Genomic DNA, 26,436 nt, shown 5'->3' with positions numbered 1-26,436 from the left:
CTTGTCAAATTTTCCAGACAGGCCGATGTCTCGAACCATGAAAAGCTGGCTTCTGCATTCCGTCTCCGCCGTTCTTCTGGGAACGTCCTGTCTGTTCGCTTTTCCTGCGTATGCCGATCATCCGTGGAAAGACGCGCCTCAGTCAGCAAGGATTACGACGGATGCCCAACTTGAGAATATTCAGCTTACGGCCCTGACGCAGCATAATGCCCTGTCTCTCCTGGGGCTGGATGTAGATGGGCGGCCTGTCCTCATCGATTCGGCCAATCAGGAACATCCGTTTCCTGAGAATGAGACTGAAAGAGCAAAAATTCCGCCTCTTTCCGCGCTCACCAAACAGGACACTATTTTTTGGGGACTGGCTGCCTCCCCAGAAGCCGCGCTCGTTCAGTTATCCTCAGGCGGAAAACTGCTTCAAACAATTCCTCTTCAAGGTGGCCACACCGCAGACAGCCGTTTCACGGCCATCCAGGTCGATGGAAATTACGCTTATCTGACCGATGAAGGACAGGCTGCTCTCGTTGTAGTGGCCCTCAAAGACGGCAAGGCGCAGCGTTTTCTTCCCTATGATCCCTCCGTAACAGGTCGCCGCCCCCTTAAACGGAACGACCAGATAACCAATGGTCCTGACAATCATCCGCTGACAGGCGGAAATGTGCGATTTCTGGCGCTGGATGCCAAAGGCCAGTGGCTGTTCTATATGCCTGCCTGTGGCCCCCTTTATCGTATTGGCAGCGCCCTTCTTACCGACCCGGCTTTCACGCCCGTGGAACAACTTGATGGGATCGTCGAATGGCGTGACACACCTAGCCTGGGCGGCCTCACCCTGTCCGCAGACAATATTTTCTATATGTCTGACATCACTGATGGGGCATTGCTGAAATTCGGCAGCGACCGCAATCCGCTGATCCTTGTTCGGGACAAACGTCTTCTTGATGCAGGGGCACTGACGGTTTCAGGCGATCATGAGGTCAGTGTTCTGACATCAGAAGATGGAAAACCGCACATTCTTCGCATCGCCTTGCCATAGAAGGTCGTGATATAAAGGCGGCATGCGCTACCGATCTACTCGCGGCGACCTGACCGCCGACGCCCCCAACTTTTCCGACATTCTGCTTGCCGGCCTTGCTGGAGACGGCGGTCTCTACATGCCGGAGACCTGGCCCAAAATCAGCGCCCAGACATTCCGGGACTGGCGCGCTCTGTCCTACGCAGATCTAACGGCTGAAGTCATTTCCCTGTTCTCTGAAGGTGCCATTGATCGCGATACCCTGCGCGATATGGCCCGAGATGCCTATGCTGGTTTCGATCACGCGGCCGTAGCACCGCTTTGCGAAGTCGAGCAGGACCTGTTCTCGCTCGAACTGTTCCATGGCCCGACGCTCGCCTTCAAAGATATGGCGATGCAGATGCTTGGCCGCCTGTTCGACCATGTTCTGACCCAGCGAAACCAGAAAGTCACGATCGTCGGCGCAACATCCGGCGATACCGGTTCGGCCGCCATTGAAGCCTGCCGTGGACGTGAACGTCTTTCAGTTGTCATCCTTCATCCGAAGGGTCGCACGTCGGAAGTCCAGCGTCGCCAGATGACGACCGTACCCGACGACAACATTCTGAACATTGCTGTCGAAGGTGACTTCGATACCTGTCAGGATATCGTCAAGGCGCTCTTCGCCGACCAGCCGTTCCGGGACGAAGTCTCCCTGTCCGCCGTCAATTCCATCAACTGGGCACGTATCGCCGCACAGATCCCATATTACGTCCGTGCAGCGCTGGCTCTCGGTGCACCAGATCGGGAAGTGTCTTTCTCCGTTCCGACCGGCAACTTCGGCAATGTACTTGCGGCTTGGGCTGCCCGTCAGATGGGCCTCCCCATCCGCCGTTTGTGCATCGGATCAAACCGCAACGACATTCTCACGCGCTTCCTTCTGGAAAACGACATGAGCGTCCGCACGGTTGAGCCCAGCCTGTCGCCGTCAATGGATATTCAGGTTTCGTCCAACTTCGAACGCCTCCTGTTCGAACTTCTGGACCGTAACCCAACGCGTTGCGCTGCGATCATGAGAGAGTTCCGCGAAACTGGCCGTATGGCTGTTCCGCATGATGCCTGGACGCGCATGAAAGACGTCTTCGATGGTATGACGCTCAATGATGAGCAGACCAGCGAAGCCATGCGTCATTTCTATGATGAGAGCCTCTATCTGGCTGATCCGCATACGGCCATCGGTCTGGCTGTCGGCAAACGCTTTCAGGAACCCGGTATTCCGATGATCGCCGCCGCGACGGCTCATCCCGCCAAATTCCCGGATGCAGTCTTCTCAGCGACCGGCATCAGAGCTGCCCTGCCTCCACATCTGGCTGATCTTTTCGAGCGTCCGGAACGCTATGACACGATGAGCAGTCAGATCACTGGCATTCAGGATGCGGTCCGTACCCATCTCAAAAGCCACTAATACCTTGTTCCTTCCCGCAGGCTCCCCATCTCAGGGAGCCTGTCTTTTTATGACTTACGGAAACTCATGCCCGATACGATTGAAGTCACTACGCTCGACAACGGTCTGACCATCATTACGGAACGCATGGATCGCGTTGAGACCGTCTCGTTCGGGGCGTATGTCTCGATTGGCACCCGTGACGAAACCGCCGAAAACAACGGTGTGTCCCATTTCCTTGAACATATGGCCTTCAAGGGAACCGAGCGCCGCTCTGCCTCCCGGATTGCCGAGGAAATTGAGAATGTCGGCGGTTACATCAATGCTTATACCGCCCGTGAAACTACGGCTTATTACGTCAAGCTTCTCAAGGAAGATCTGGCTCTCGGTGTGGACATCATCGGCGATATCCTGACGCACAGTACGTTTCTGGATGCAGAAATCGAGCGCGAGCGTGGGGTCATCCTGCAGGAAATCGGTCAGGCGAATGACACGCCGGATGACATCATCTTCGACCAGTTTCAGGAACGCGCTTTCCCGGAACAGCCCATGGGTCGCCCGACACTCGGTACAGAACAGCTTGTCTCCGGCATGACGCGTGAGACATTGATGGGCTACATGCGTGAACACTACACCACGCACAACATCACGATCGCCGCCGCCGGAAACCTGCATCATCAGCAGGTTGTCGATCTGGTGAAAGAACACTTCCGGGATCTGCCAACACATCAGACGCCCCGCCCTCGTGGGGCAGCTTATGCGGGTGGCGATCTGCGCACGACACGCGAGCTGGATCAGGCCCATCTGGTCATGGGCTTCCCATCCGTCAGCTATCACCATCCCGATCATTACGCGGTTATGATCCTCTCCACCCTTCTGGGTGGCGGCATGTCCTCACGTCTGTTCCAGGAAATCCGGGAGCGCCGTGGCCTAGTGTACAGCGTTTATTCCTTCGCTTCCCCCTTCAGCGACAGCGGACTGTTTGGCCTCTACGCAGGCACTGGTGAAGCCGAGACGGCCGAGCTTGTCCCGGTCATGATCGACGAACTCAAGCGCCTTCAGGATGGCCTGACAGCAGAAGAACTGTCCCGTGCCCGTGCCCAGCTTAAATCCTCTCTGCTGATGTCTCTGGAAAGCACAGGCAGCCGCTGTGAGCAGCTCGCCCGCCAGATCCAGATCCATGGTCGCCCCGTCCCCGTAACCGAAACGGTTGGAAAGATTGATGCCGTGACGGAAGAGGACATCCTGCGCGTCGCCCGCGAAATCTTCGCTGGCACACCCACCTTCACAGCCATCGGTCCGGTCAAGAACATGCCGACGATGGACGACATCACCGCGAGGCTTGCTGCATGAGTACAACCCGTCACGTTGAAGCCCTTCTTGCTGCGGCAAAACGTCACGGCGCCGACCATGCCGACGCCATTTTCATCCGGAACGAATCCGAGTCTGCTATGGTGCGAAAAGGCGTTCCCGAAGGCATCGAGCGCTCTGAAAGCGTAGCCCTCGGTCTGCGGGTTTTCCGTAACCAGAAAGCAGCTTCCGTTTCGACAAGCGTGCTGGATGATGCTGAGTTTGATCGCTTGGCAGAACAGGCCTGCGCCATGGCGCTTGTGGTGCCGGAAGACCGCTTTGGAGGGTTGGCTCCTGACGCCATGATCGGGCATTTCGATGCTGAAGGGCTGGATCTGTCCGACACGGCATCACCAGATATGGACACCTTGTTGAGCCGCGCCCGAGAAGCCGAGGAGGCCGCTCTGGCGGTATCAGGCGTCACTAACACTAACGGCGCATCCGTCGGACACGGCCGCACTGTGATTGCCTTAGGCACATCCGCTGGCTTCATGGGCAGCTACAGCCGCACCGGCCACTCCCTCAGCGCCAGCGTTCTTGCGGGCGAAGGGGCGTCCATGCAGCGCGACTACGCGTATCACAGCACCGTCCATCTGGAAGATCTGGACGCGCCTGAGAGCGTTGGCCGTCTGGCTGGTGAACGCGCTGTTGCCCGCATTAATCCAGGCCGTCCAAAGACGGGCACTTATGACGTCATCTATGATCCCCGCGTTTCCTCCAGTCTGCTCGGGCATCTGGTCAGCGCGATCAATGGTGCGTCGATTGCGCGTGGCACATCCTTCCTGAAAGAGGCTATGGGCACACGAATCCTCAGCGCAGGTCTGACAGTCAGAGACAATCCACGCCTTGTCCGCGGTCCTGCTTCACGTCCATTCGATGGGGAAGGCTGTGCAGCCAATGTGCTGGATCTCGTCATCGACGGCGTTTTGCAGACATGGCTGCTGGATTCACGGAGCGCCCGCCAGTTGGACCTGCGTTCAAATGGTCGAGCCAGCCGGGGCGTTTCGGGGCCGCCAAGCCCAAGTGTGACAAATCTTCATCTTGCACCGGGTGATCTTTCCGCCGTCGAACTGCGTTCCGATATAAAGGAAGGGATTCTGGTTACGGAACTCATGGGATCGTCCGTCAATATGCTGACGGGGGATTACAGCCGTGGGGCTTCCGGCTTCATGATCCGCAACGGTGAACTTGCTGAGCCGGTAGCGGAACTCACGATTGCCGGGAATCTGCGGGACATGTTCACCCGGATGGTTCCAGCCAGTGATCTTTCCTTCCGGAACAGCGTGAATGCGCCGAGCATCCGGATTGATGGCATGAGCATTGCAGGACTTTGATGCGTAATTTTCGTCTTTTCTCTATCGCCTGTGCACTTCTTTGTGTGCTGGGTTCCGCTGATGCCCGTCCGGGTGGAGGGTCGTCCATGGGCAGCCGTGGATCCCGTACCTGGAGCGCGCCTCCCCGGACCTCCATTACGCCGAGCTGGACACGCCCGATGGACCGGACCATGACGCCGCAGTCCAACTACGGTGCCCAGTCCGCCACCCCTCGTCCGATGGCGCCCATGACACCAGGATACCGTCCCTCTTTCCCAAACCGCCACCCGTTCATGACGGGTTTTGCAGGCGGTCTACTGGGAGCGGGGCTTTTTGGAATGCTGAGTGGGCACGGTTTCTTTGGGGGTATGACAGGCGGGACGTCGATCCTCGGCTTCCTGTTCCAGGTTTTCGTGATTGGCGCGCTGATCATGTTCGTTCTGCGCCTGTTTAATCGCCGTCAGGGCGCCTCCGGTTCATCTGCTGCAACGCCATTTGGTACAGCCAGCGGCAATGCGCCAGTAACACTAAGCAACGACGATTACACCAGCTTCCAGCGCCTGCTGCTCGACATCCAGTCTGCCTGGAGCGCACAGAACATGCGTGCCCTGTCGTCTATGACAACGCCGGAAATGGCAGGTTACTTCAACGAACAGTTGTCCGATCTGGCGAGCCGTGGCGCACGGAATATCGTCTCCAACGTCCGCTTTCTGCGGGGTGACCTTTCGGAAGCCTGGCGTGAACGCAACCTGACCTACGCCACAGTCGCCATGCAGTATTCCATGACCGACGTGACGACAGACTCGTTTGGTAATGTCATTGACGGCAGTTCGACCGAGCCGGTTACAGTCACGGAACTCTGGACGTTTGTTCGTGCTGACGGGCGCGGAAACTGGATCCTCTCAGCCATCCAGCAGGGTGGCTGAGAAACTTCCTTAGAAGCGGATCAGGGTAATCACGTAAAAGATTGCAGCGAGGGTGATGACCCCTCCTGCAATTCCCACGATCCGGCTTTGACGCCGCTTGGCGGCAAGATCGGTTGTTGTTTTCATGATAGCAGCACCCGATCCACCAACAATCCACAGAACAAGAAGAACAGATACGCCAGCGAGTAGCGGAACGCGAACCGTGCTGGCTTATCTTTTGTAAGGCTGACGCCCTGAGCGTCCTGCTGATCCATCAGCACACGAACCGCGCAGAGAATAAATCCGAGATCAAGCAGACTGGTTGTAACCGTGTAGAACAGTCCACATTCATGGACGAAAGACGGAACCAGAGAAACAGCCGTCAAAATGAATGTGTAGAGCAGAATCTGCCAGCGCGTGTGTCGTGCGCCCTTGACGACCGGTAGCATCGGAATCCCGGCTTTGTCGTAATCCTTGCAGGCATACAACGACAGGGACCAGAAATGGGGCGGCGTCCACAGAAACACGATGGCAAACATGGCGACAGGCAAAACAGCCATGGAATTCATGGTTGCAGCCCAGCCAATCATGGGTGGGAACGCTCCCGCCGCACCGCCAATAACGATATTCTGTGGTGTGCTCCGCTTGAGCCACATCGTGTAGATCACGCTGTAGAAGAAGATCGAGAACGCCAGAATACCAGCGGCCAGAGCATTGGTTGCGAGCCAAAGCACAAGCACAGACAGAACTGACAGTACCACGCCGTAGATCAGCGCACTATCGGCCGGCATCCGTCCGTCTGGGATAGGTCGGACATTCGTACGCTTCATAATCGCGTCGATATCGCGGTCGTACCACATGTTGATCGCACCGGCGGCTCCTGCCCCAATGCAGATACACAGGATGGTAATGATCCCGATGGGGATGGAAGGCCATCGCGGCGCAACCGCCATGCCTGCTGCGCCCGTAAAGACCACGAGTGAAATGACACGTGGTTTCAGGAGCGCAAGCCAGTCCTTCAAAGACGAGTCGCCGTCAGCACCCAGAACAGAAAAAAGCCCCGACGGGGCTAGAGGGGTTGTCTCGCTCATGCTCTGACCCGGGCACGCCCGGTCTCCCTGATCAGGAACAGTCCCAGCAGCCCGAATGTCAGCAGGCTAAGGCCCATCAGTCCTTCGCCGACAGGCATCAGAACCGGCGTCAGGGAGCAAAGAGCCCCCACGAACGTCAGTCCTGCATGAAGACGACTGAGAGGCGCAGGAATATGATCTGGCAGAAGGCGCATCATCCAGGCGTAGAACCCGCCACAGAGTGCCATCACGCCGCCAAATGCCGCAGCAGTATGGTCGAGCGCATGCCCCGGCATGAACTCCGCAATCCAGCCCGCCGAGAAAAGAACGAGGCTCCCCAACGCCCAAAGCGTTGTACCGTCCAAGGCGCGCTTCTGCTTCCAGACATCCACGCAAAGTGTCGCCACAAGCACAAAAGACGGAAGAAACTGCGTCAGAGCGACAAGGCTGCTCTGGGAGAGACCCGACATTCCGCCGAAAAGACTATCCATCCAGCAGAGCGGTCCCAGAACGGACATACATCCGAACACATAAGGCGCAACGCGGCCTGAAAAACTATTCGTATCCGGACGCGGCATCAGAAGATGGCACACCAGACCAAGAGCAGGCGTCAGCATCAACGCCGTCTCAGGAAGATGGAGCATCCCGATCAGACCCTGAGCCGCACTGTCAGGGGCATCATTGATCAGCATGCGGGTCACAACAGCCGCAAGCGTTGGGGCCACAATTGCCACGCCTGAAGCCGTGGCCAACATAGACCAGGCAAGTGGAGACAGCGTACGAAAAAGGCGCGTCCGGCCCTCGAGGACAGTCGTGATGATATCCACTGCGAGCGCAAGAACGCCGACGGCCCAGAGTGCAAGAGCCAGAAGAGGTTGCAACGGCAGCAGGACAACGCCCGAAGACAGAAAACCGAAACCGGCCAGGCTAAAGGCAGGAAGCGTAGTTCTGTCCGTCCCCAGTTCGGCAGGAAGCAGCCACTGGCCAAACCCGCCGAGCGCAGCCGGACAAATCACGAAAAATGCCATCAGAATCCCGTGGCAGAACGCGAGCCCTGCTGTCGGATGTGTCTGAAGAAATGGCAACGCCAACGACCCACCCAGAAGACCGGCAAACAGCGCCAGCAGAATGAAGGATGTTCCGATCCGTCTATTGGAAAGAACGGGGGTAGAGTCGAAGGCCTGATAAGTCATGGTCGCGTAGTCGGTCCCTGCCAAGGAATACCGCAGCGAGCGTCGGAATACTCGGCGCCGGTTATACCGGAACCATACGCCGATCAGGCGACCAGGGCTGCGGCGTCGCTTTTACTCTCGCATTGCGGCAATGTCACGAGCGTAAACAGCCCTGCAGGCGGAACAGGCGTCAGAGTAGCGCGTTTCAGGTCTTCCGGGGGAAGAAGAGACTCGATTGCGAAGTCCGGATGCCAGCCCAGTGAACGGGATGCACGGGCCATTCCCCGCTCAACTGTCAGGCGCAATCCACCCGTTGCAAGAAAGTGATTTACAAACAGGATATGCCCGCCCGGCCGAACAACACGCTTGAGTTCTGCCAGAAGACGATCTGGATGGGGCACAACGGAAGCCACGAACATCGCTACAGCAATATCGAAACTGTCATCTTCAAAAGTCGTGGCCTCAGCATCCATTTCCAGAAGATCGTCCACATTCGTCAGACGATCCTGAAGAACGCGCATCCGTGCCCGGTCAAGCATGTCTTCTGAAAGATCAATGCCGGTGATCCGTTTTTCTGGCGTGTAAGACGGAAGCGCGAGTCCTGTTCCAACGCCGACTTCAAGGACCCGTTCACCCGGGAGAGCATTGACAGCCTCAACAGCCCTCTTGCGCCCGTAACCGGAAATACCGCCAAAAACAGTATCGTAAACGCGGGCCCATCGACGATAGGCCGCTTTGACGGCCTCCGCATCCAGTGCGGAACGCGGGGAGAGGGTTGAAGACATATTCTATGCGACCTTCTGTGTCCGCTCCCCTCAAGACTGGAGAGCATATCCGGAAACGTAGTTCAGTTGGCTCCTTCTTGCCCTTCCGGATATGCATCTGGCAAGACACGGGTTGCGGATGGTCACTAACTCGACCGTTTTTCATCATTTTGGGCGCAACAGATGCTGAATATATTTCTGATCCTGCTTTGCCTTGTTGTGTGGATAGGCATCTACACCCTGTATTTCCGCAAACAGATCGCAGTCTGGTTTGCAAACCGGTTTGAAAAAGACAAAACCCCGGTTTCCGACACCCCTGCAGAACCAATCCGCTACAAGCCGGAACCGGAAGGGAAAATCGACGGCTGAATTCGCTTTCAGCCGCCTTCCCTTCCAATCAGGACGGATAACGCCGTCCAATGGCGTCCCAGATCAGCCCTGCACTGTTGATGCCTTCGAAACGATCGAGTTCCTGAAGTCCGGTTGGTGAGGTGACGTTGATTTCCGTCAGCCAGTCTCCAATCACGTCGATTCCTGTGAAAATCAGGCCGTGATCGCGAAGATACGGGCCAATCGCTTCACAGATTTCCTTGTCCCGAGCCGTCAGGTCCACACGCTCGGCGCGCCCGCCAACATGCATGTTTGAACGCGCCTCACCTGTTGCGGGAACACGGTTAATCGCTCCGATCGGGTGCCCGTCCACGAGGATAATGCGCTTGTCGCCCTGACGGACAGCCGGTTCATAACGCTGGATCATCAGAGGCTCGTTGGTCCGTGCAAAATGCATTTCCAACAGGGCTTTCAGGTTCTCATCATCAGGCTTGATACGGAAAATGCCTGCACCGCCATTGCCGTAAAGCGGCTTGACGATGATATCCTGATGCTTCTCGCGGAAGGCCAGAATATCCCGCGGGTCCCACGCCACCAGTGTAGGCGGCATCAGATGTGGAAAATGCGTCACCAGCAGCTTTTCCGGCGCATTCCGGACCGCAACCGGATCATTCACGACCAGAGATAGCCCCTCACCAACACCGTGAACATGCTCCAGCATATGCGTTGCTGTGATGTAGCCCATGTCGAACGGGGGATCCTGACGCATCAGAATGACGTCCGTCTCGCCCAGCGGAAGGATTTCTTCTTCCCCAAACGTCGCATGATCGTCACGAACACGGCGGACTTCAACACGACGGGCGCGAGCCTGAAGGCGACCGCCTTTCCCCTGCCCTTCCGTCAGGCTGAGGGTGGAAACAGGATAAACCCAAAGCTCGTGTCCACGCGCCTGCGCTTCAAGCATGAGGGCAAAAGTGGAGTCGCCGTCGATATTGACCTGTTCTAGCGGGTCCATCTGTACGGCAACCCGGAGTGAGCGGGACATGTCGGAAACTCCAACTGAAAAAACGTTGAGAATTCTTCTGTAGCGGGCAGAAGAACTTTTTCAAAGCCGGGGCATGGGCCTGTTGTTAGAGTGGATGCCCGTGAAGTGCCTCTACAGCCTGAATGGTCGGCGTTGTCAGTGGAGAGGGCAGTTCCCCGAGAGCGAACCAGCCGAAAGCACTGTGTTTTTCAGGCTCCATGAGGGCTGGTACGCCCGTGAATTCGGTGACCAGATAAACGGGCGCAATCCAGTGCGTACCTGCGGCGGGATCAGACTGTTCCACCAGACACAGCATTTGTCGGGCATGAATTGTAACGCCGAGTTCTTCAGCCACTTCTCGCTCAACCGCCCGGGCAACAGGTTCAAAGAGATCAACCTTTCCGCCCGGAAGTCCCCAGCATCCGGCTTCAGGCGCTTTTTTACGGCGGATCAGCAGCAGCTTTCCGTCAACGAGAATGGCGGCACCACATCCGATGCGAGGTTCAGATTGCACAGATGCCCCTTCAGTCCTGAGGGTCAGGGTAAGTAATTTTCAGGATTTCGATCTCAACCGGCCCGCGCGGCGTCTGCAACATCGCGACGTCGCCAACCCGTGTCCGCATCAGGGCACGTGCGATCGGAGAAATGAGACTGACTTCCCCCCGCACGAGATCCGACTCGTCCACCCCTAGGATCGTCACGGTATGTTCCGTGTCATCCTCATCAACATACGTCACCGTCGCCCCGAAGAACACGCGATCACGCGTGGTCTGAGCCGCAGGATCGACAATCACGGCGTTTTCCAGCCGCTTCCCCAAAAAGCGCAGCCGACGATCAATCTCGCGCAGACGACGCTTGCCGTACTGGTAATCCGCGTTTTCGGACCGATCTCCATTCCCGGCCGCCCAGGATACGATCTCGACAATACGAGGACGCTCCTTCTGCGCCAGTTCCTTGAGTTCCGCGCGCATAACAGCGGCACCCTTTGGTGACAGGTAATGCGAAAGCGGCGTCTTTTCAGACATCAGACGGCCCCGACACGAAAACGCATCCGGCCACCAATCCGCGTTTTCGGCTTGAGGATATGCAGCCCCCGGCCCGGAATATCAGGTCGATTGACCGCATCCGTCATGTTCGTCACCGGTTCCACAGCGACGAAAGGTCCATCAGGAGACGTAAAAACGACTAGGTGTGTAAAGATCGGATCAGCTTCTACTGAGACTTTTACGCCTGCGTCCGGACGATCAAGCCCGACCGTTCCCCCAAAACCTGCAAAGCAATTATCAATGGACCGCGCGTGAGCATCCTTTGCAGCGTGAAAAGACCATTCGCCTTCACACGGAACGGACTCAACAGGGAGGCCATCCGGTGAAGTCAGCCAGACTTTTTCCGCATCGAACGAAAGTGTCGCCAGCCCCTCGGCTGCCAGAAACGGATGAAAGCCAAAACCGACCGGCTGATCGACCGTATCGCGGTTTTCGACGACCATGTGGACATCGAGCACATCGTCAGTCAGCAGATAGGACAGAACCGCGCGATAAGCGAAGGGCCATTGCCGGTCATTGTCCTGCGGAACATGATCCAGCGTCAGGACAGCATGGCTCGCACCCTGATGGGCGACCGTCCATTCCTGCTCCCACGCATTGCCATGAATCGTATGAGGATGATCGCCCATATTGGGGGTCAGATCGTAATCCTGCCCATTAAATGAAAAACGTCCATTCGCGATCCGGTTGGAATAGGGAATCAGCGGATATGCCCCCACGGCTTTCCCCTTCTGCGCGGCCAGAGCTTCGTTCGGGACTGGCAGAAAAATGTCTTTCCCGTCCCGTTGCCAGACACCCACGGCGCCTCCCGTTTCGGGAAGAATGGTCAGGCGGCTCTTACCGCGGCTCAATTCGATCATGACAGTCTGCAATCCTGATAGTGACGGTCGGTCATGGGCAACCGGAGGTCGCCCCATATACCCCGATCAGCGACGACCGCCACGTTTGCGTTTGGCCGGATCATACCCGCCGCCGCCTGGGCCAAGTGGCGTCGGACCTTTCGGCTTCTTGCCCCCTCCAGGCCGCCCGGCCGTCGATGTCGCAACCGGCGGCGGCTCTAGCCCCATATCAATCGCTTCAAGACGCCGCACTTCATCACGCAAACGCGCCGCCTGTTCAAAGTCCAGATTGGCAGCGGCTTCACGCATCCGCTTTTCAAGTTCCTGAATGGTGACTGGCAGGGATTTCCCGACAAACTGCTCGGTATCCCCGGCCTCATCAGGCGCGACTGTGACATAGTCCTGCTCGAAGATGGACGACAGTGCATCGCCAATCTTGGAACGAACTGTCATCGGCGTAATACCGTGCGCCTCGTTCCACTCCATCTGACGGGTCCGACGTCGAGCCGTTTCCTCAATGGCGAAGGTCAGGCTGTCCGTCATCTTGTCTGCATAGAGCAGCACACGCCCATCCACGTTACGGGCGGCACGGCCAATCGTCTGGATAAGCGACGTGCGGGAGCGCAGGAAGCCTTCCTTGTCTGCGTCCAAAACGGCGACGAGCGCACATTCTGGAATATCCAACCCTTCACGCAGCAGGTTAATGCCAACCAGAACGTCAAAAGCGCCCAGACGCAGGTCCCGAATGATCTCGATCCGCTCCAGTGTATCCACATCAGAATGTAGATACCGGACCTTGATCCCGGCTTCGCCCAGATAGTCCGTCAGATCCTCGGCCATACGCTTGGTCAGTGTCGTGACAAGAACGCGACCACCCTGTGCAATGGTCTCACGCGCTTCATGCAGCAGATCATCCACCTGTCCTTCAACGGGCTTCACGATCGTGACCGGGTCAATCAGACCTGTCGGGCGAATGATCTGCTCGGCAAAAACGCCGCCTGTCTGTTCCATTTCCCATGGGCCCGGCGTGGCAGACACAAAAATACTTTGGGGCCGGAACGCATTCCACTCCCCAAACGCCAACGGCCGGTTGTCGATGCAGGACGGGAGGCGGAACCCATAATCAGAAAGGACGGATTTCCGGGCTCTATCCCCACGCTCCATGCCGCCAATCTGCGGAACCGTGACGTGACTTTCATCCACGATGAGCAGCGCGTCTTCGGGCAAATATTCGAACAGTGTAGGCGGTGGATCGCCCGCCCCACGGCCAGACAGATACCGGGAATAATTCTCGATGCCTTTGCACGCGCCGGTCGTCTCGATCATTTCCAGATCGAAGGTCGTTCGCTGGGACAGCCGCTCGGCTTCCAGCAGTTTTCCATCAGCCGTGAATTCCTCCAACCGCTTACGAAGCTCGTTCTTGATGCCAATCATCGCCTGATTCAGCGTTGGGCGCGGCGTGACGTAATGGGAGTTTGCGTAAACGCTGATTTCCGCCAGATCCGCCGTCTTGTTGCCGGTCAGCGGATCGAATTCTGTGATCTGGTCAATCTCATCACCAAACAGCGAGACACGCCAGGCGCGGTCTTCATTCTGAACCGGGAAGATGTCGATCTGCTCCCCGCGCACACGAAACGTCCCGCGCTCAAACCCGGCATCGTTTCGACGATACTGGAGTTCGACCAGCGCCTTGATGAGCTTCTCGCGATCAATCTCGCCCCCGACCTCAAGCCGGACCACCATTTTCGAGTACGTCTCAACGGACCCGATACCGTAAATACAGGACACGGATGCGACGATGATAACGTCATTCCGTTCCAGAAGTGCCTGCGTGGCCGCATGGCGCATCCGGTCGATCTGCTCGTTGATCTGGCTGTCTTTCTCGATATACGTGTCTGACCGCGGAACATAGGCTTCCGGCTGGTAGTAGTCGTAGTACGAGACGAAATATTCGACGGCATTATCAGGGAAAAACTGCCGCATCTCGCCATAAAGCTGTGCGGCGAGAGTCTTGTTCGGAGCCAGAATGAGCGTCGGCTTCTGCGTCGCTTCAATGACCTTCGCCATGCTGAACGTCTTGCCGGACCCCGTCACGCCCAGCAGAACCTGATCGCGCTCCCCATTCTCCACGCCCTGCACAAGCTCGGAAATGGCAGTGGGCTGATCGCCTGCCGGCTCATAATCCGCCTTGACCACGAACTTCCGCGTCTTGGCCTTTGCAGGCTGCTTTTCAGGAATAAAGGCCGTCATGGGCATTGCGGTCGCATTGCGGAGTGCGGAGGGTTTTTTGGCCATGAGATCCAAGATGGGAAAGAAACGGGAACATCACAAGAGCGCAGCAGCACGGAAGGCGTTCCGGCAACGTATCTTTATGTCATTCTATTGCTGAAAAGGATGGAGGGACTCGCCAAGAGGGCGTATTCAGGCCGCGTATCTTTGAAGGGAAACCGATCATGGACATCCACGCGATCGAGCAGACATACAACCAACTTCAGGAACAGGCCCAGCAATCCGCACACTCTCTCCAGACGCTAGGCGCCAAGATGCAGAGTGCGGCCCAGAGCGGAGACATGCAGGCTCGGGAATGGGCACTGGATCTGCGGGAAGTCGCGCTCTCGTTTCAGGCCGAGCAACAACAGGTCACAACCCTGCTCCAGCAATTGCATGCAGCGCTTGAAAGCGCGGCAAACAGCCAGAACACCTATGTCTCGCCCCAGCCATATCAAGCACAGCCTCCTGTTCAGGCCGTGGAACAACCGGCTGAAAACAGTTTCTTTTCCAATATCCTCAATTCTGGCTTTGCCCGTTCCGTTGAAGCTGGCGCCGGTTTCAGTATCGGGAATGATCTCATCAAGGAAATCTTCTGAGACTGTCTGGCCCGATCATCCACTGACAAAAGCAGAACTCATCAGGCCGCAAGATCCATGACTGGCAGCGTCTCGCGGGCTGAATACCTGCGATGAACGGCGACGCAGGACAGAACGCTCCCGATCACCAGAGCAAACGCCGCCATTTCCAGAACACGCGGCGCTCGCTGCTCCCACAAAAATCCGTAAGTCAGACCAAACAGTGTCTCAAACAGGATCATCTGGCCCGTCATGGTCAGCGGCAAAAGTCGGGACATTCGGTTCCACAGGGCATTTCCGAACAAAGAGGCAATCACGGCAACACTTGCCGAAACAAGTGCAAAGCGCCCCCATTCCGGCAGGGAGTGACCGCCTGAAGACACCAGCACAGCAATAGGCAACAGAACCACCGCCTGCCCTCCCGTGACCAGTCCGGTCAGCAGATTCCAGTCATGCACCGAAAGATGGTGCAGACGCATCAGGCATCGGCTGTTCCACACGGCATAGGTCGTCCAGCACGTCAAAGCAGCCAGCGCATAAACCAACCCCATCACGGATTGCCCTGACGGTGAGGGCATGGTCAGCGCCTGCCACCCGATACACACCGCACCGGCCGCACATAATCCTAGTGACGGGAGCAAAGACCTGAGCGGCACCGCACCTTTATCCCGACTGCCAATGATCGTCACAGCCACCGGCATGAACCCCAGCACAAGCGACGTCAGGGCAATCCCCCCCGCATGCACGGCGGAAGACACCAGAACGTAATAGAGCGTGTTGCCAAACAAAGAGAGCCAGAACAGGGCTTTCCAGTCCTGAAATTTGACGGCGTAGAAAACACGGTTCCAGCGGGGAGCAATCAGAATGACGGCGATAAGACCGTAAGCGAGGTATCGCCCCACCGAAAGCTGAAGAGGCGCAAAAGACCGCACCAGTTCGGGAGCCAGAAAAACCAGCCCCCACAACGCCCCCGCCCCTGCGCCACACAGAATTCCCAATGTGGTCTGACTGGATCTGTCTGAATGATGCGACGATGTGTTCACGATAATCTTTCCTCTGGGGACGAGAGGCATATCATCGGTTCGGCGAGTTTTGCGCTCTTGATTGGGGGATCAAATGCAACAAAAACTCATCCCATGACCAAGAAGCCTCCTACGCCCTCCCGCTCCCTGGACCCGTTTGACCGCGCCATCCTGCGGATCATTCAGAAAGACAACAAAATGCCGCAGCGCCAGATTGCCGAGAAGGTCAATCTGTCTGCTGCGGCTGTGCAGAGACGCATTGCCGCCATGGAAAAATCCGGCGTCATTACCCGCAACAGCGCCACAGTAGAGGCCCGTGCCGTTCAGATGGGCATCACCTCCATCGTTGAAGTCATGCTGACGGACGAACGGATTCAGACTGTTGATGCGGCCAAGGCTCTCTTTCGCGCCGCGCCAGAAGTTCAGCAATGCTACTATGTGACGGGCGGGGTCAGCTTCATGCTGATCATCGTCTCACAGGACATGACAACATACGAAGAAACAACGCGCCGCCTGTTTGCGCAGAACGAAGCCGTTGCCAGCTATCGCAGTCTGATTGCGCTGGACCGCGTCAAAACCGGAAGCGAGATCCTCATTCCATGAAAAAAGGCGCCCCCCCCTGAGAGAAGCGCCTTTTCAATTGGTTCAGCGAGATGAAATCGCTGGAGGAACCTTGGCTTTAGCGAGTGCTTCTTTCTGGCGCTCAGCCAGAACATTCACATCAAAGCCTTCAATCAACTCCTGGAACATCTGGTGCCAGTTCAGACGTGCTCCCAGACGCAGGAACGCACTGCCCAGCCCAATGGCTGACCGGTCCATCAGAACGAACTCACGAGGCAGTTTTACGCCCCCCGTACGCTTCAGCCCTTCATAGACCCGTTCCAGAACCTGCTTGGCTTCTGCCGGATCATTGCTCTCCTGCATGGCACAAACGCGATCCGTCATCAGTGGACGGTAGAAGAACCGCGCCCATTCATTCAGCACAGCAGCCGTTTCGCGGGAAAGCCCTTCAAAGCCCCATTTGCTGTAAGCATGGAAGGCCCGATCTTCGTCATTGTCCCGCAGAGCCGCAAACAGATCGACCACGCCCTCAACAAAGCGAGGAGAGAAGATACGGACGGCACCGAAATCCAGCAGGTTCAGACCATAATCATCCCGCACGGTAAAATTACCCATATGCGGGTCACCGTGAATGACGCCATAGCGATAGACCGGCGTGTACCAGGCCCGGAACAACGCCCGCGCCATATCATCGCGCTGTTCCTGCGTTGCATCAGACGCCAGCACCGTCTTCATGCTGCGACCCGAGACCCAGTCCATGGTCAGCAAGCGGCCGGTGGACAGTTCTTCAATGGGGGCCGGAACCGTCACAGTCGGGGTTTCGGACAGCATGTCCCGATACAGGCGCAGATGGCTGGCTTCCCGACGGTAATCCAGCTCTTCCCGAAGGCGGTCAGACAATTCGGTGTAAACCTCGTCCTGACGGATCGTCGTCTCAAACCGCTTGTAAACACCAAGAGCCGCACGGAACTGCCTTAGATCGGAATCCACCGCGCCCTGCATGTCCGGGTACTGGAGCTTGCAGGCTACTTCGCGTCCATCAACCAGACGGGCCCGATGAACCTGCCCCAATGAGGCAGCCGCCACGGCGTCATGGCTGAAAGAGCGGAAGTTCTTTTCCCAGCCGGCCCCCAGCTCCGCCGTCATTCGACGACGCACGAAGTTCCAGCCCATCGGGGGTGCATTCGCCTGAAGATGAGCCAGTTCTTCCGCATACTCATCCGGGAGGGCACCGGGAATGGTGGAAAGAAGCTGGGCCGCCTTCATCAACGGTCCCTTCAGATTGCCCAGCGAAGACTTCAGACCTTCCGCGTGAACACCCTTGTCCGTCTTGATGCCAAGACGGTTTCCAGCCAGGCGCGCAGCGATGCCGCCGACTGCACCAGATGTCCGGGCCATCCGGCGAAGTTCGCCCATCAAACCGGTATTATCGAGATCGCGCGCCATGGTGCCCTCAGCCCTCCTGCTCGAGCTGATCAATCAGACCCGAGATTACATCCAGTCCTTTACGCCAGAAACCCGGATCCGTCGCATCAAGACCGAACGGCGCCAGCAATTCTTTATGGCGCAGCGTTCCGCCAGCTTCGAGCATGGTCCGATATTTGTCAGCAAAACCGTCAGGCTGATCCTGATAGACGCCATACAGCGCATTCACCAGGCAATCACCGAAGGCATAGGCATAAACATAGAACGGCGAATGCACGAAATGCGGAATGTAGGACCAATAGGCATCATAATCCGGCGTAAAGTGAAACGCCGGGCCAAGGCTGCGTTCCTGTACCTCGCGCCAGATGGAGCCAAGCTGCTCTGCGGACAACTCACCTTTGGCCCGTTCATCATGCACGCGCACTTCAAACTGATAGAACGCAATCTGGCGGACTACCGTGTTCAGCATGTCCTCCACTTTCGCCGCCAGAAGATGGCGGCGGCGCTTCGGATCGGTTTCTCGATCAAGCAAAGACTGAAAGGTCAGCATCTCACCGAAGACAGACGCTGTTTCAGCCAGCGTCAGAGGTGTCGCGGAATTCAGATAGCCCTGCTTCTGCCCTGCAAGAATCTGGTGCACACCATGACCCAGTTCATGAGCCAGCGTCATCACGTCACGAGCGCGGCCATGATAGTTCATCAGGATATAGGGATGAACGGATGGTACAGTCGGATGGGCAAAAGCCCCCGAAGACTTGCCCGGCGCAGCTTCCGCATCAATCCACGGATGCGTCAGGAAGCGGTCTACCAGTGTCCCAAGCGCCGGATCGAAACCCGTATAGGCGTTCAGAACAATCTCCTTACCAGTCTCCCAAGAAATCACTGTATCCGCCACGCCCGGCAGAGGCGCATTCCGGTCCCAGTGCTCCAGCTTGTCCAGACCGAGCCACTTGGCCTTCATCGCATAATAACGATGAGACAGGCGCGGGTAAGCCTCATCAATAGCGCTGACCAGAGCGTCCACAACTTCGTCTTCAACCATATTGCCACGGTTGCGACTGCTGGACGGGCGCGGATAACCACGGAGCTTGTCCCCGATCGCCTTGTCCTTGGCGAGCGTGTTCGTAATCATTGTCAGAAGACGGGAATTATCGGCCAGAACAGCACTGATCTGCTCCGCAGCCGTAGCACGCTTTTCACGTTCTGCACTCGTGAGGGTGTTGAACGCCGCACCGAGGGGTTTTGTCTCCCCATCAAGCGTGACAGTCAGGCTGGCCATGGTTTCATCGAACAGTCGGTTCCAGGCATTGCGCCCCGTCACCGACTTGTCCATCAGAACCTGCTCAACTTCATCGGAAAGCTGGTACGGGCGGAAAACCCGTAGATCCCGCAGGAACGGCTGCCACTTTGTCATCTCAGGCGCTGTCGTGATTCGCGCAAGAACGTCATCATCCACACGATTCAGTTCTAGCGAGAAAAATAGCAGATCCGCGGAAATATCCGTGATGCGCTCCTGCACGCCCTGAGTGAAACGACCCCAGGTTGGGTCCGTCGTATGGGCGGCAAAGCCAAGCTGGGCGAAGGAGCCGATACGCCCCAGCCCTTCCTCGATCCGCTCATACTCGGCAAAAGCAGTGGCCAGAGCGGCGCCGTCAGCCTGTCCCAGTTTCCCCTTCCAGGTTTCACTGAACGTTCGTGCAGCGGATGTCAGAGCCGTGAAATCCTGTTCAATCGTCGGATCGTCCAGGGACGCGTACAGATCGGACAGGTCCCAGCGCGGCGGAGTATCGCTCTCGGCTGAAGGAGCAGAAAGGCCTGTGGCCGCGGAGAGATTCTGACTGTTCATCCTTTGAATTTAGACATCCCTGCCGCCGGGTCAAACGGGCGGTTGATGACAAATCCGTAGTAAATGACCGAACACGGCTTTCAGAGTGCCTGCTGCAAAACGACGCCAAGATCTTCAATAGTGTCCTGACTGAAAACCTCAATCCCGTTCTGACGCAGAAGTGCGGCCGTTACACCCGCTCCGGCATGTTTCTGCCCGCTGAAACTGCCGTCATAGATCATCTGGCTGCCACAGGACGGGCTGCCCTCCATGAGTAATGCGAACCGACACCCCTGTGCCTGCGCGACAGTCAGCGCAATCCGCGCTCCCGCGACGAACGCATCCGTCACATCTGCACTTGACGTATCGGTCACCCGCGCTACGCCCAGAAGAACGTCCTTTCCATCCTGCCGTGCCCCAATTTCCGCCGGAGGGCGTGGAACCGGCATCCCACCCGCAAGCTCAGGACAGACCACGACCAGCCGTCCTTCTTCCTGCCATTGCTGAAGCAGCGGATGCAAAAGGGTCTTTGCCTTGCCATCATATCGGACCGGCTGCCCCAGCAGACAGGCACTCACCAGAATTCGGATCTTCACAAACTGCGGCATCCTGCGTCCGGGGTCTCTGAGAATTCTCTTCTGATACCCTCCTCTGCCCGGAAACAGAACACCTCCTGATTATGCCTCAGTTCAGGCCCGAAGGCATCGGCCCCAACACGAACGTCGCAAATCCATCCGGCCGAACATAGCTTTTGAATGCCGCCTGAACACTTTCAGGTGTCGCAGCCTGATAGGCTTTGGCGGCATCGTTCAAATGCTCCCAACCCAGCCCCTGCAGTGTCAGAACGCTATCAAGACCGCTGGGTGCCGTCATGACAGCGTTTGACAGGATCATGTCACGGATCAGATGAGCTTTCGCCCTGTTCAGCTCCTCAACAGGCACCGGCTCTGCCGCCATGATCTGCAACTCCTGCACAACATGCTGCCGTGCGGCTTTCATAGAACCCGGATCAGCGCCGAACGAAACACCGTAAATCCCGAAATTTTTCTGGGCAGAAGCCTGCGACCCAACCGTATAAACATATCCCGTCCTGACCCGAAGATCCTGATACAAACGGCTGTCGAACCCGTGGGTCAACATGATGTCGGCCAATGTCATGTCATAACGTTGAGGGTCATTCCATCCATGAGCATTGATCTGTGCCATGATGACGACATCCTGTGACCGGACCGGGTCGCTGACAGACTGCACCGGCGGAACCGGATTGAACGGAATGGCCGCCAGATCAACGTCCGGCTTTGGCCCCGTGACTTTCCAGTCCCCGAACGCTGACGTAATTTTTCTACGGGCCTCTTCAACAGAAATATCGCCGACAACTTCTATCGTCGTCATGTCTGGCCGATAAACGGACTGATAATAGGAGAGTACGTCTTCGCGCGTCAGGCCCGAAAGACTCTTTACACTCTGCACACGAAGCGCGGGAGAGTTCGCAGGATACAGTGTTTTCGTAATGGCTTGCTGAAGGCGATAGCCAGGCGTCTGCTCAATACCTGCCTGCACACGGATCATATTCTGGCGCGTCAGATCAAACGCATATTGCGGGAATGCGGGATGCAATTCGAGGTCTGCCAGAATAGCGAGAGCCGCATCGAAATCCTGCGTCCGACCACTGACGGAAAAATTCACACCGCCTCTGGCATTGGCCGCCAGATCATCCAGGCTTTTCTCCAGTGTCTCCCGATCGCGCGTTACTGAACCAAACGGAAACAACTGGGCCGTCAGAGCGCCAACACCCTCTTTCCCCGCCGGTGTCTGAATATTCGCATTGGACTTTATATGGCCGAACAGAAAGACCGTTGGGCTGACATGCTTGGTCCGCACCACAATACGCAGACCGTTCGGAAGTGTGAAATCTGCATCCGGGGCTGTGTACACTGGCGGTGCAGGTACGTTTCTAACAGGTTGGGCCCAATCCGGAAGCGGTCCTGTCGCACTTCCCTGCCCTGCGAAACTTTCCGAGCCTCCAAAACCTTTACCGGCTGGCGGCTTGCCATGATCTGAGGCCAACATTGTCATCGCAACACCATGTTGCGGATCAAGCAGCTTGCGAGCCAGAGCATTGACGTCCTGCACAGTCACTTTCGCATAGCGATCAAAGGACGCATCAGGGCTATCAGTATTTTCTGCCGTAACAGCACCGGACCAGAGGCCGCCCAAGTCTAGGATGGAGTTTTTTTCAAAGTCTTTTGATGCCAGCCACCGCTTTTTCATGCCTTCTACGACATCTGACGACACGCCTTTGGTCCGGATATCATCAAGCGTCGCCTTGAGAAGAGCCAAGGCAGCCTTCGTGTCACCCCCTTTGGGAATTGTCAGAGAAGCCTCAATGGTTCCTGTATAAATGTTTCTGTCGACGTTCAGTCCCGTCGCCAAGACCTTGTGCTGGAGAACCAGCGGGTAAAGAGGGCCACGGCGGCTTGAAAGAACGGCATCCAGAACGGCTGCCGCAGGACCGTCCTTGTCCCGAAGGGATGGCCCTCTCCAGAGCAGGGCCACGATATCAACAGCATAGTTCGTCTGCACAGTGAGCGCCTGCGGAACAACAGCCCCAACGGGAATGGGTGGACGCTCTGGCAACGGGCGCGCTGGGATGGAACCAAAAGTCCTTCCAACTTTCTTCAGGGTTGCCGAAGGATCAACGTCCCCTACAATGACCAGAACCGCGTTATTCGGGACATACCATTTGGTATAGAAGTCCCGCAGCAGTTTTACATCTGTTGCCTCAAAGGAGGACCGCGTTCCAAGAGGTGTATGGTCATAAGAACTATGGGCAAACAGAACAGGCAGGAGTTGGTCTTCCGCTTTGTACCTCGGATTTGAAAAGTCCCTCGAGACTTCCTGCTCAATGGCTCCCCGCTCTTTCGCCCATTCTCCCGCATCCAGAGAAAGATGCTGCATCCGGTCTGCTTCCATATGCAGAACCACATCCAGATCCTGCGCCGGGATCAAACAGTGATAACGGGTCAGGTCCGTTTGCGTGAAAGCATTGAACTGATCGCCCAACGTTCCCATTACCGTTAAAAGCTGATCCCCGCTAAGGGAGGGCGTTCCGCGGAACATCATGTGTTCTAGCGCATGAGCAGTTCCCGGAAAGCCTTTTGGCGCCTCGGCAGACCCTACCATATAGGTCAGTTGCACACTGACGGCAGGCGCAAGCGGATTGCGAACCACAACGACACGCATACCATTCGGCAAAGTCTCGCGTGCCATATCTGCGGCATAAGCCGTTGAGCAGACCAGCCCTGCAAGCAGAGAAACGGCTAGAAATGTCTTCTGAAAAATATGCATCGACATGACTTCATTGGTGTATCGGTCAATGTAACGTAACAGTTACAATACCAAAGTCATGTGGATATTTTATAACCTGCCTCTCATGACAGGGTGACAACCCCTGCGATTGCAGGGGCGATCCTTTTTAGTGACGAATAACTTCGTGAGCGTCTTCGTCATCCTCATCATCGTCTTCGTCATCAACATCTGGCGGCCCGGCGATTTCATCATCATCCACCAGACGGCGTGGATCAATGGCACGCCAGTCGCGCTCCATATCCGTTGCCGGATTGGCGGCAAAATCTTCCAGTTCCGTGGAAGACTTCCAGCCATCTTCCCCAGCGTCCACCACTTCGGCGTTCTCACCGAACGCAAACCAGCTTTCCAGAACTTCCTTGCTCGTCGCACCCGGAACCCGGCAACGCTCGATGCTATCTCGCACATAGGCACGGGCATAGGCATTCGCGTGCATCAGATCCATGAAGTCTTTCACAACTTCAACAGTGTCATCCTCGGATGCACCGGACAGATCAATAATCCGGACATTCCAGGACTGGGCCTGCCCTGCGGTCTCGGCTTGGGTGTTTTCCGGTTCGTCGCTCATGAGGCCCCCTGTTCGGCTCGTGCCTTGTTCAGCAGAAATTCACGCCCAACCTTGACGCGAAGCGTGCCGTCATAGGCCACGATGTCTGCTGTTGCATAGGTCTCGGACCAGCGATCCGGAATAAAAGAACCACTGCCCACGACGTCGATCGGTGCATGAGCATCCCGCATCGTGGTGCATTTGGACGCATTGAACCCTGAAGACACCGTGATCTTCACCTTCGGAAAACCAGCCTCATTCAGCGCTTCCCGCATCCGCCAGATCGCCGCTGCAGAAACACCCGTCCCCACCAGATCCCGCAATTCCGCATCCGAGCGATAACGGCGGATCGTACCCGGTGTGTAGCGTTCCAGTACGGCATAGGATGACTGGGGGTCCAGCCCCTCAAGGAAGCGACCACCATGCGTATCCAGACGAACACTCAACTGACCGGCTGCCGCTTTTTCCGGAAAGCGCCGGCAGACTTCCAGAGCATCCGTCACTTCCTGCCCGAAATAATCTACCAGGATTGTCAGCGGATCATCTGGATAAACATCCACATACATTTCAGCAGCGCGCAGGGTCGAACCCGCATACCCAATCAGGGCATGAGGCATAGTGCCAAGCCCATGATCCTGCCCGAAGAAACCCGACGTCGCGTCATTGGCATTCCCAATGAACCCGCGAGCCCCTTCTTTCTGGGCGGCCTGGGATCCGACGGCCGCCGCATAGCCCATCTGCTCCTGCATTTCGAAACCGGCACAGTGGCGGGCTTCCATAGCCAGAAATGCAACATCCGGGAGCGCCATGGACATCTGATAGGCATTATGTGCAGCCACGCAGCACGCCCCGAGACGCTGAAGCAAGAGTGTTTCCAGAGGAGCGAGGCAGCTGAAAGGGCCGGTCAGGTACAGGATGGGCTCACCGGCTCCAATCCATTGCCCTTCTTCATATACCTCGTGGATCTGAAGATCGAAGCCCTGCTCTTTGGCGACATTACGAAGCCAGGTGACGGCAATGCCACAAGCCGCAATCACCGGACGCCGGATGAACACTGCATAGGTGACCTGTGAGTCCCCGAAATGTTCAACGATCTGTCGGGTTCGCGCGAAATACGCGTCCGTCCGGGATTCTATTGTTTTCCGATCCAGCGGGCCAAGGACACCGCTGGACTGGTTTAGTGCACGTTGAGAAACGGAAGAGTTCATTCCTGCTTTCCTGCTCGTCGTCCTGTCAGTTCATGAGCAAGAAGGAACGCCATTTCAAGCGACTGTTCCGCATTTAGACGCGGATCACAGAATGTTTCATACCGATCTCCCAGATCGGCCTCCGTCAGACACTGCGCGCCACCAATGCATTCGGTGACGTCCTGACCCGTCATTTCAAGGTGAATACCACCCGGACGACGGCCTGCAGCCTCGAAAACATCGAAGAAACCAAGGACTTCTCCGAGGATGCTTTCGAAGGAACGCGTCTTGACCTTGCTGGACGTCGTCGTCGTGTTGCCGTGCATCGGGTCACACAGCCATGTGACCGTACGGCCCGTCTTGATGACGGCATCCAGAAGCGGCGGCAGATGCTCGCGCACCTTGTCCTTACCCATACGCGAGATCAGCGTGATACGACCTGCCTCGTCATTCGGGTTCAGGATTTCGAGCAGCTTTTCCAGATCCTCAACCGTGGTCGTCGGGCCAACCTTGATGCCGATCGGGTTCTGAACGCCGCGCAGGAATTCCACATGCGCGCCATCCGGCTGACGGGTGCGATCCCCAATCCACAGGAAGTGTGCCGAGCAGTCGTAGTAGTCACCGCTGGTGCTGTCGATGCGGGTCAGAGCCTGCTCATATGGCAGCAGAAGCGCTTCATGAGAGGTATAGAACTCTGTCTCATCAATCTGGGACGCAGCCGCGTCAAAACCACAGGCCCGCATGAAGGACAGCGTCTCATCAATGCGATGAGCCAGATCCCGATAGCGCGCCGCCAGCGGAGAACGCTCAACAAAGCCGAGGTTCCAGCTATGAACCTGATGCAGGTTTGCATAACCGCCATTTGCGAAAGCGCGCAGCAGGTTCATCACGCCAGCCGACTGGAAGTATCCGGTCTCCATACGGGCCGGGTTAGGAATACGGGCGTCTGCCGTGAATTCCGGACCATTGATGATGTCACCGCGGTAACACGGTAGCGTCACACCATTGATCGTTTCCGTGTTGGACGAGCGCGGCTTGGCGTACTGGCCTGCCATACGCCCAATCTTCACGACCGGCACCTTGGCGGCGAATGTCAGAACCACGGCCATCTGAAGCAGCACGCGGAACGTATCGCGGACGATATCGGCCGTGAATTCGTCAAAGCTCTCAGCGCAGGCGCCGCCCTGAAGCACAAAGGCCTCTCCACGGGAGGCTGCGGCCAGACGCGTCTTCAGACGGCGGGCTTCCCCCGCAAAAACCAGCGGTGGATATCGATGCAGACGTGCCTCGACAGCGGCAAGCGCAGCTTCGTCTTCATAAGACGGAGCCTGGACGATCGGACGGGAACGCCAGCTTGCAGGAGACCATGACATCGTGTTGTCGGACGTCTGGGTCTTGGTCGAGGGGTGCAT

The 26,436-nt window shown here is 56.9% G+C and carries 24 protein-coding genes; 8 read left to right on the top strand and 16 right to left on the bottom strand.

Going from position 1 to position 26,436, the window contains the following annotated elements; all coding sequences use genetic code 11:
- Positions 1 to 25 precede the first annotated feature (25 nt).
- The 5 genes from J4P41_RS02320 to J4P41_RS02300 all read left to right on the top strand — a co-directional run bounded on the left by J4P41_RS02320 (position 26) and on the right by J4P41_RS02300 (position 6,021).
- Positions 26 to 1,030, top strand: a complete 1,005-nt coding sequence (locus J4P41_RS02320) for a hypothetical protein (RefSeq protein WP_426065979.1) — start codon at positions 26 to 28, stop codon at positions 1,028 to 1,030.
- A gap of 22 nt (positions 1,031 to 1,052) precedes the next feature.
- Complete coding sequence (gene thrC, locus J4P41_RS02315; RefSeq protein ID WP_010502753.1) at positions 1,053 to 2,453, top strand: threonine synthase; 1,401 nt, start codon at positions 1,053 to 1,055, stop codon at positions 2,451 to 2,453.
- A 66-nt stretch (positions 2,454 to 2,519) separates the two neighbouring features.
- Complete coding sequence (locus tag J4P41_RS02310; protein ID WP_211567411.1) at positions 2,520 to 3,785, top strand: M16 family metallopeptidase; 1,266 nt, start codon at positions 2,520 to 2,522, stop codon at positions 3,783 to 3,785.
- Complete coding sequence (locus J4P41_RS02305) at positions 3,782 to 5,116, top strand: TldD/PmbA family protein (RefSeq protein WP_426065978.1); 1,335 nt, start codon at positions 3,782 to 3,784, stop codon at positions 5,114 to 5,116. The genes J4P41_RS02310 and J4P41_RS02305 overlap by 4 nt, the downstream gene beginning before the upstream one ends.
- Entirely contained in the window at positions 5,116 to 6,021 is a 906-nt protein-coding gene (locus J4P41_RS02300) for a Tim44 domain-containing protein (protein WP_426065977.1), read from the top strand. Before J4P41_RS02305 ends, J4P41_RS02300 begins: the two co-directional genes overlap by 1 nt.
- 122 nt (positions 6,022 to 6,143) lie before the next feature.
- Here J4P41_RS02300 and J4P41_RS02295 read toward each other — a convergent pair whose 3' ends face one another.
- The 3 genes from J4P41_RS02295 to J4P41_RS02285 all read right to left on the bottom strand — a co-directional run bounded on the left by J4P41_RS02295 (position 6,144) and on the right by J4P41_RS02285 (position 9,027).
- On the bottom strand, positions 6,144 to 7,091 hold the full coding sequence (locus J4P41_RS02295) for a heme o synthase (RefSeq protein WP_010502749.1): 948 nt from the start codon (positions 7,089 to 7,091) through the stop codon (positions 6,144 to 6,146).
- Positions 7,088 to 8,263, bottom strand: a complete 1,176-nt coding sequence (locus J4P41_RS02290; RefSeq protein ID WP_426065976.1) for a cbb3-type cytochrome c oxidase subunit I — start codon at positions 8,261 to 8,263, stop codon at positions 7,088 to 7,090. The genes J4P41_RS02295 and J4P41_RS02290 overlap by 4 nt, the downstream gene beginning before the upstream one ends.
- 83 nt (positions 8,264 to 8,346) lie before the next feature.
- Complete coding sequence (locus J4P41_RS02285; RefSeq protein ID WP_010502747.1) at positions 8,347 to 9,027, bottom strand: class I SAM-dependent methyltransferase; 681 nt, start codon at positions 9,025 to 9,027, stop codon at positions 8,347 to 8,349.
- 162 nt (positions 9,028 to 9,189) lie between these two features.
- Between J4P41_RS02285 and J4P41_RS02280 the strand changes: the two genes are divergently transcribed.
- A complete protein-coding gene (locus J4P41_RS02280) occupies positions 9,190 to 9,375 on the top strand; it encodes a hypothetical protein (protein ID WP_023945204.1) in 186 nt (61 codons plus the stop codon).
- 28 nt (positions 9,376 to 9,403) lie between these two features.
- On the opposite strand, the gene gshB is transcribed toward J4P41_RS02280, so the two are convergent.
- The 5 genes from gshB to uvrB form a co-directional block, all read right to left on the bottom strand.
- Positions 9,404 to 10,381, bottom strand: coding sequence for a glutathione synthase (gshB, locus tag J4P41_RS02275; RefSeq protein WP_426065975.1), 978 nt, complete (start codon positions 10,379 to 10,381; stop codon positions 9,404 to 9,406).
- A gap of 85 nt (positions 10,382 to 10,466) precedes the next feature.
- Complete coding sequence (locus J4P41_RS02270; RefSeq protein WP_426065974.1) at positions 10,467 to 10,874, bottom strand: NUDIX hydrolase; 408 nt, start codon at positions 10,872 to 10,874, stop codon at positions 10,467 to 10,469.
- A 10-nt stretch (positions 10,875 to 10,884) separates the two neighbouring features.
- Entirely contained in the window at positions 10,885 to 11,385 is a 501-nt protein-coding gene (gene greB, locus J4P41_RS02265; protein ID WP_426065973.1) for a transcription elongation factor GreB, read from the bottom strand.
- Positions 11,385 to 12,266: an aldose 1-epimerase gene (locus tag J4P41_RS02260; protein WP_426065972.1), complete on the bottom strand. Its 882-nt coding sequence runs from the start codon at positions 12,264 to 12,266 to the stop codon at positions 11,385 to 11,387. Before J4P41_RS02260 ends, greB begins: the two co-directional genes overlap by 1 nt.
- Positions 12,267 to 12,332: 66 nt before the next feature.
- Complete coding sequence (gene uvrB / locus J4P41_RS02255; RefSeq protein WP_426065971.1) at positions 12,333 to 14,540, bottom strand: excinuclease ABC subunit UvrB; 2,208 nt, start codon at positions 14,538 to 14,540, stop codon at positions 12,333 to 12,335.
- A gap of 158 nt (positions 14,541 to 14,698) precedes the next feature.
- On the opposite strand from uvrB, the gene J4P41_RS02250 reads away from it, so the two are divergent.
- On the top strand, positions 14,699 to 15,112 hold the full coding sequence (locus J4P41_RS02250; protein ID WP_061931565.1) for a hypothetical protein: 414 nt from the start codon (positions 14,699 to 14,701) through the stop codon (positions 15,110 to 15,112).
- A 41-nt stretch (positions 15,113 to 15,153) separates the two neighbouring features.
- On the opposite strand, the gene J4P41_RS02245 is transcribed toward J4P41_RS02250, so the two are convergent.
- Entirely contained in the window at positions 15,154 to 16,134 is a 981-nt protein-coding gene (locus J4P41_RS02245) for a DMT family transporter (RefSeq protein WP_426065970.1), read from the bottom strand.
- A gap of 93 nt (positions 16,135 to 16,227) precedes the next feature.
- Here J4P41_RS02245 and J4P41_RS02240 point away from each other — a divergent pair, with 93 nt between their 5' ends.
- Positions 16,228 to 16,716, top strand: coding sequence for an Lrp/AsnC family transcriptional regulator (locus tag J4P41_RS02240; RefSeq protein ID WP_426065969.1), 489 nt, complete (start codon positions 16,228 to 16,230; stop codon positions 16,714 to 16,716).
- Positions 16,717 to 16,758: 42 nt separating this feature from the next.
- Here J4P41_RS02240 and J4P41_RS02235 read toward each other — a convergent pair whose 3' ends face one another.
- The 7 genes from J4P41_RS02235 to J4P41_RS02205 all read right to left on the bottom strand — a co-directional run bounded on the left by J4P41_RS02235 (position 16,759) and on the right by J4P41_RS02205 (position 26,436).
- On the bottom strand, positions 16,759 to 18,120 hold the full coding sequence (locus tag J4P41_RS02235) for an ABC1 kinase family protein (protein WP_415577254.1): 1,362 nt from the start codon (positions 18,118 to 18,120) through the stop codon (positions 16,759 to 16,761).
- A 7-nt stretch (positions 18,121 to 18,127) separates the two neighbouring features.
- Entirely contained in the window at positions 18,128 to 19,945 is a 1,818-nt protein-coding gene (locus J4P41_RS02230; protein ID WP_426065968.1) for a M3 family oligoendopeptidase, read from the bottom strand.
- Between the two features lie 80 nt (positions 19,946 to 20,025).
- Positions 20,026 to 20,532: a DUF523 domain-containing protein gene (locus J4P41_RS02225; protein WP_426065967.1), complete on the bottom strand. Its 507-nt coding sequence runs from the start codon at positions 20,530 to 20,532 to the stop codon at positions 20,026 to 20,028.
- A gap of 76 nt (positions 20,533 to 20,608) precedes the next feature.
- Positions 20,609 to 23,278, bottom strand: coding sequence for a M16 family metallopeptidase (locus tag J4P41_RS02220; protein ID WP_426065966.1), 2,670 nt, complete (start codon positions 23,276 to 23,278; stop codon positions 20,609 to 20,611).
- A gap of 121 nt (positions 23,279 to 23,399) precedes the next feature.
- Positions 23,400 to 23,858 (bottom strand): hypothetical protein, encoded by a 459-nt coding sequence (locus tag J4P41_RS02215; protein WP_062017172.1) that lies wholly within the window; start codon positions 23,856 to 23,858, stop codon positions 23,400 to 23,402.
- Positions 23,855 to 25,045 (bottom strand): nicotinate phosphoribosyltransferase, encoded by a 1,191-nt coding sequence (locus tag J4P41_RS02210; RefSeq protein WP_426065965.1) that lies wholly within the window; start codon positions 25,043 to 25,045, stop codon positions 23,855 to 23,857. Before J4P41_RS02210 ends, J4P41_RS02215 begins: the two co-directional genes overlap by 4 nt.
- Positions 25,042 to 26,436 carry a class II 3-deoxy-7-phosphoheptulonate synthase gene (locus tag J4P41_RS02205; RefSeq protein ID WP_034881170.1) on the bottom strand — a complete coding sequence of 465 codons (1,395 nt, stop codon included), beginning with the start codon at positions 26,434 to 26,436 and terminating at the stop codon, positions 25,042 to 25,044. Before J4P41_RS02205 ends, J4P41_RS02210 begins: the two co-directional genes overlap by 4 nt.

The organism is Gluconobacter sp. NFX36, assembly GCF_049887835.1.
GTDB classification, from domain to species: Bacteria; Pseudomonadota; Alphaproteobacteria; order Acetobacterales; family Acetobacteraceae; genus Gluconobacter; species Gluconobacter japonicus_A.
This window is presented reverse-complemented; position numbering and strand designations above follow the sequence as displayed.

What these genes read in the sequence shown, in the direction of transcription:
- J4P41_RS02250 (WP_061931565.1), top strand. Translation starts at nt 14,699, where the DNA reads ATGGACATCCACGCGATCGAGCAGACATACAACCAACTTCAGGAACAG.
- J4P41_RS02310 (WP_211567411.1), top strand. Translation starts at nt 2,520, where the DNA reads ATGCCCGATACGATTGAAGTCACTACGCTCGACAACGGTCTGACCATC.
- J4P41_RS02210 (WP_426065965.1), bottom strand. Translation starts at nt 25,045, where the DNA reads ATGAACTCTTCCGTTTCTCAACGTGCACTAAACCAGTCCAGCGGTGTC.
- J4P41_RS02260 (WP_426065972.1), bottom strand. Translation starts at nt 12,266, where the DNA reads ATGATCGAATTGAGCCGCGGTAAGAGCCGCCTGACCATTCTTCCCGAA.
- J4P41_RS02240 (WP_426065969.1), top strand. Translation starts at nt 16,228, where the DNA reads ATGACCAAGAAGCCTCCTACGCCCTCCCGCTCCCTGGACCCGTTTGAC.
- J4P41_RS02215 (WP_062017172.1), bottom strand. Translation starts at nt 23,858, where the DNA reads ATGAGCGACGAACCGGAAAACACCCAAGCCGAGACCGCAGGGCAGGCC.
- J4P41_RS02285 (WP_010502747.1), bottom strand. Translation starts at nt 9,027, where the DNA reads ATGTCTTCAACCCTCTCCCCGCGTTCCGCACTGGATGCGGAGGCCGTC.
- J4P41_RS02230 (WP_426065968.1), bottom strand. Translation starts at nt 19,945, where the DNA reads ATGAACAGTCAGAATCTCTCCGCGGCCACAGGCCTTTCTGCTCCTTCA.
- thrC (WP_010502753.1), top strand. Translation starts at nt 1,053, where the DNA reads ATGCGCTACCGATCTACTCGCGGCGACCTGACCGCCGACGCCCCCAAC.
- J4P41_RS02280 (WP_023945204.1), top strand. Translation starts at nt 9,190, where the DNA reads ATGCTGAATATATTTCTGATCCTGCTTTGCCTTGTTGTGTGGATAGGC.
- gshB (WP_426065975.1), bottom strand. Translation starts at nt 10,381, where the DNA reads ATGTCCCGCTCACTCCGGGTTGCCGTACAGATGGACCCGCTAGAACAG.
- J4P41_RS02225 (WP_426065967.1), bottom strand. Translation starts at nt 20,532, where the DNA reads ATGCCGCAGTTTGTGAAGATCCGAATTCTGGTGAGTGCCTGTCTGCTG.
- J4P41_RS02220 (WP_426065966.1), bottom strand. Translation starts at nt 23,278, where the DNA reads ATGTCGATGCATATTTTTCAGAAGACATTTCTAGCCGTTTCTCTGCTT.
- greB (WP_426065973.1), bottom strand. Translation starts at nt 11,385, where the DNA reads ATGTCTGAAAAGACGCCGCTTTCGCATTACCTGTCACCAAAGGGTGCC.
- uvrB (WP_426065971.1), bottom strand. Translation starts at nt 14,540, where the DNA reads ATGGCCAAAAAACCCTCCGCACTCCGCAATGCGACCGCAATGCCCATG.
- J4P41_RS02320 (WP_426065979.1), top strand. Translation starts at nt 26, where the DNA reads ATGTCTCGAACCATGAAAAGCTGGCTTCTGCATTCCGTCTCCGCCGTT.
- J4P41_RS02305 (WP_426065978.1), top strand. Translation starts at nt 3,782, where the DNA reads ATGAGTACAACCCGTCACGTTGAAGCCCTTCTTGCTGCGGCAAAACGT.
- J4P41_RS02295 (WP_010502749.1), bottom strand. Translation starts at nt 7,091, where the DNA reads ATGAGCGAGACAACCCCTCTAGCCCCGTCGGGGCTTTTTTCTGTTCTG.
- J4P41_RS02205 (WP_034881170.1), bottom strand. Translation starts at nt 26,436, where the DNA reads ATGCACCCCTCGACCAAGACCCAGACGTCCGACAACACGATGTCATGG.
- J4P41_RS02290 (WP_426065976.1), bottom strand. Translation starts at nt 8,263, where the DNA reads ATGACTTATCAGGCCTTCGACTCTACCCCCGTTCTTTCCAATAGACGG.
- J4P41_RS02300 (WP_426065977.1), top strand. Translation starts at nt 5,116, where the DNA reads ATGCGTAATTTTCGTCTTTTCTCTATCGCCTGTGCACTTCTTTGTGTG.
- J4P41_RS02235 (WP_415577254.1), bottom strand. Translation starts at nt 18,120, where the DNA reads ATGGCGCGCGATCTCGATAATACCGGTTTGATGGGCGAACTTCGCCGG.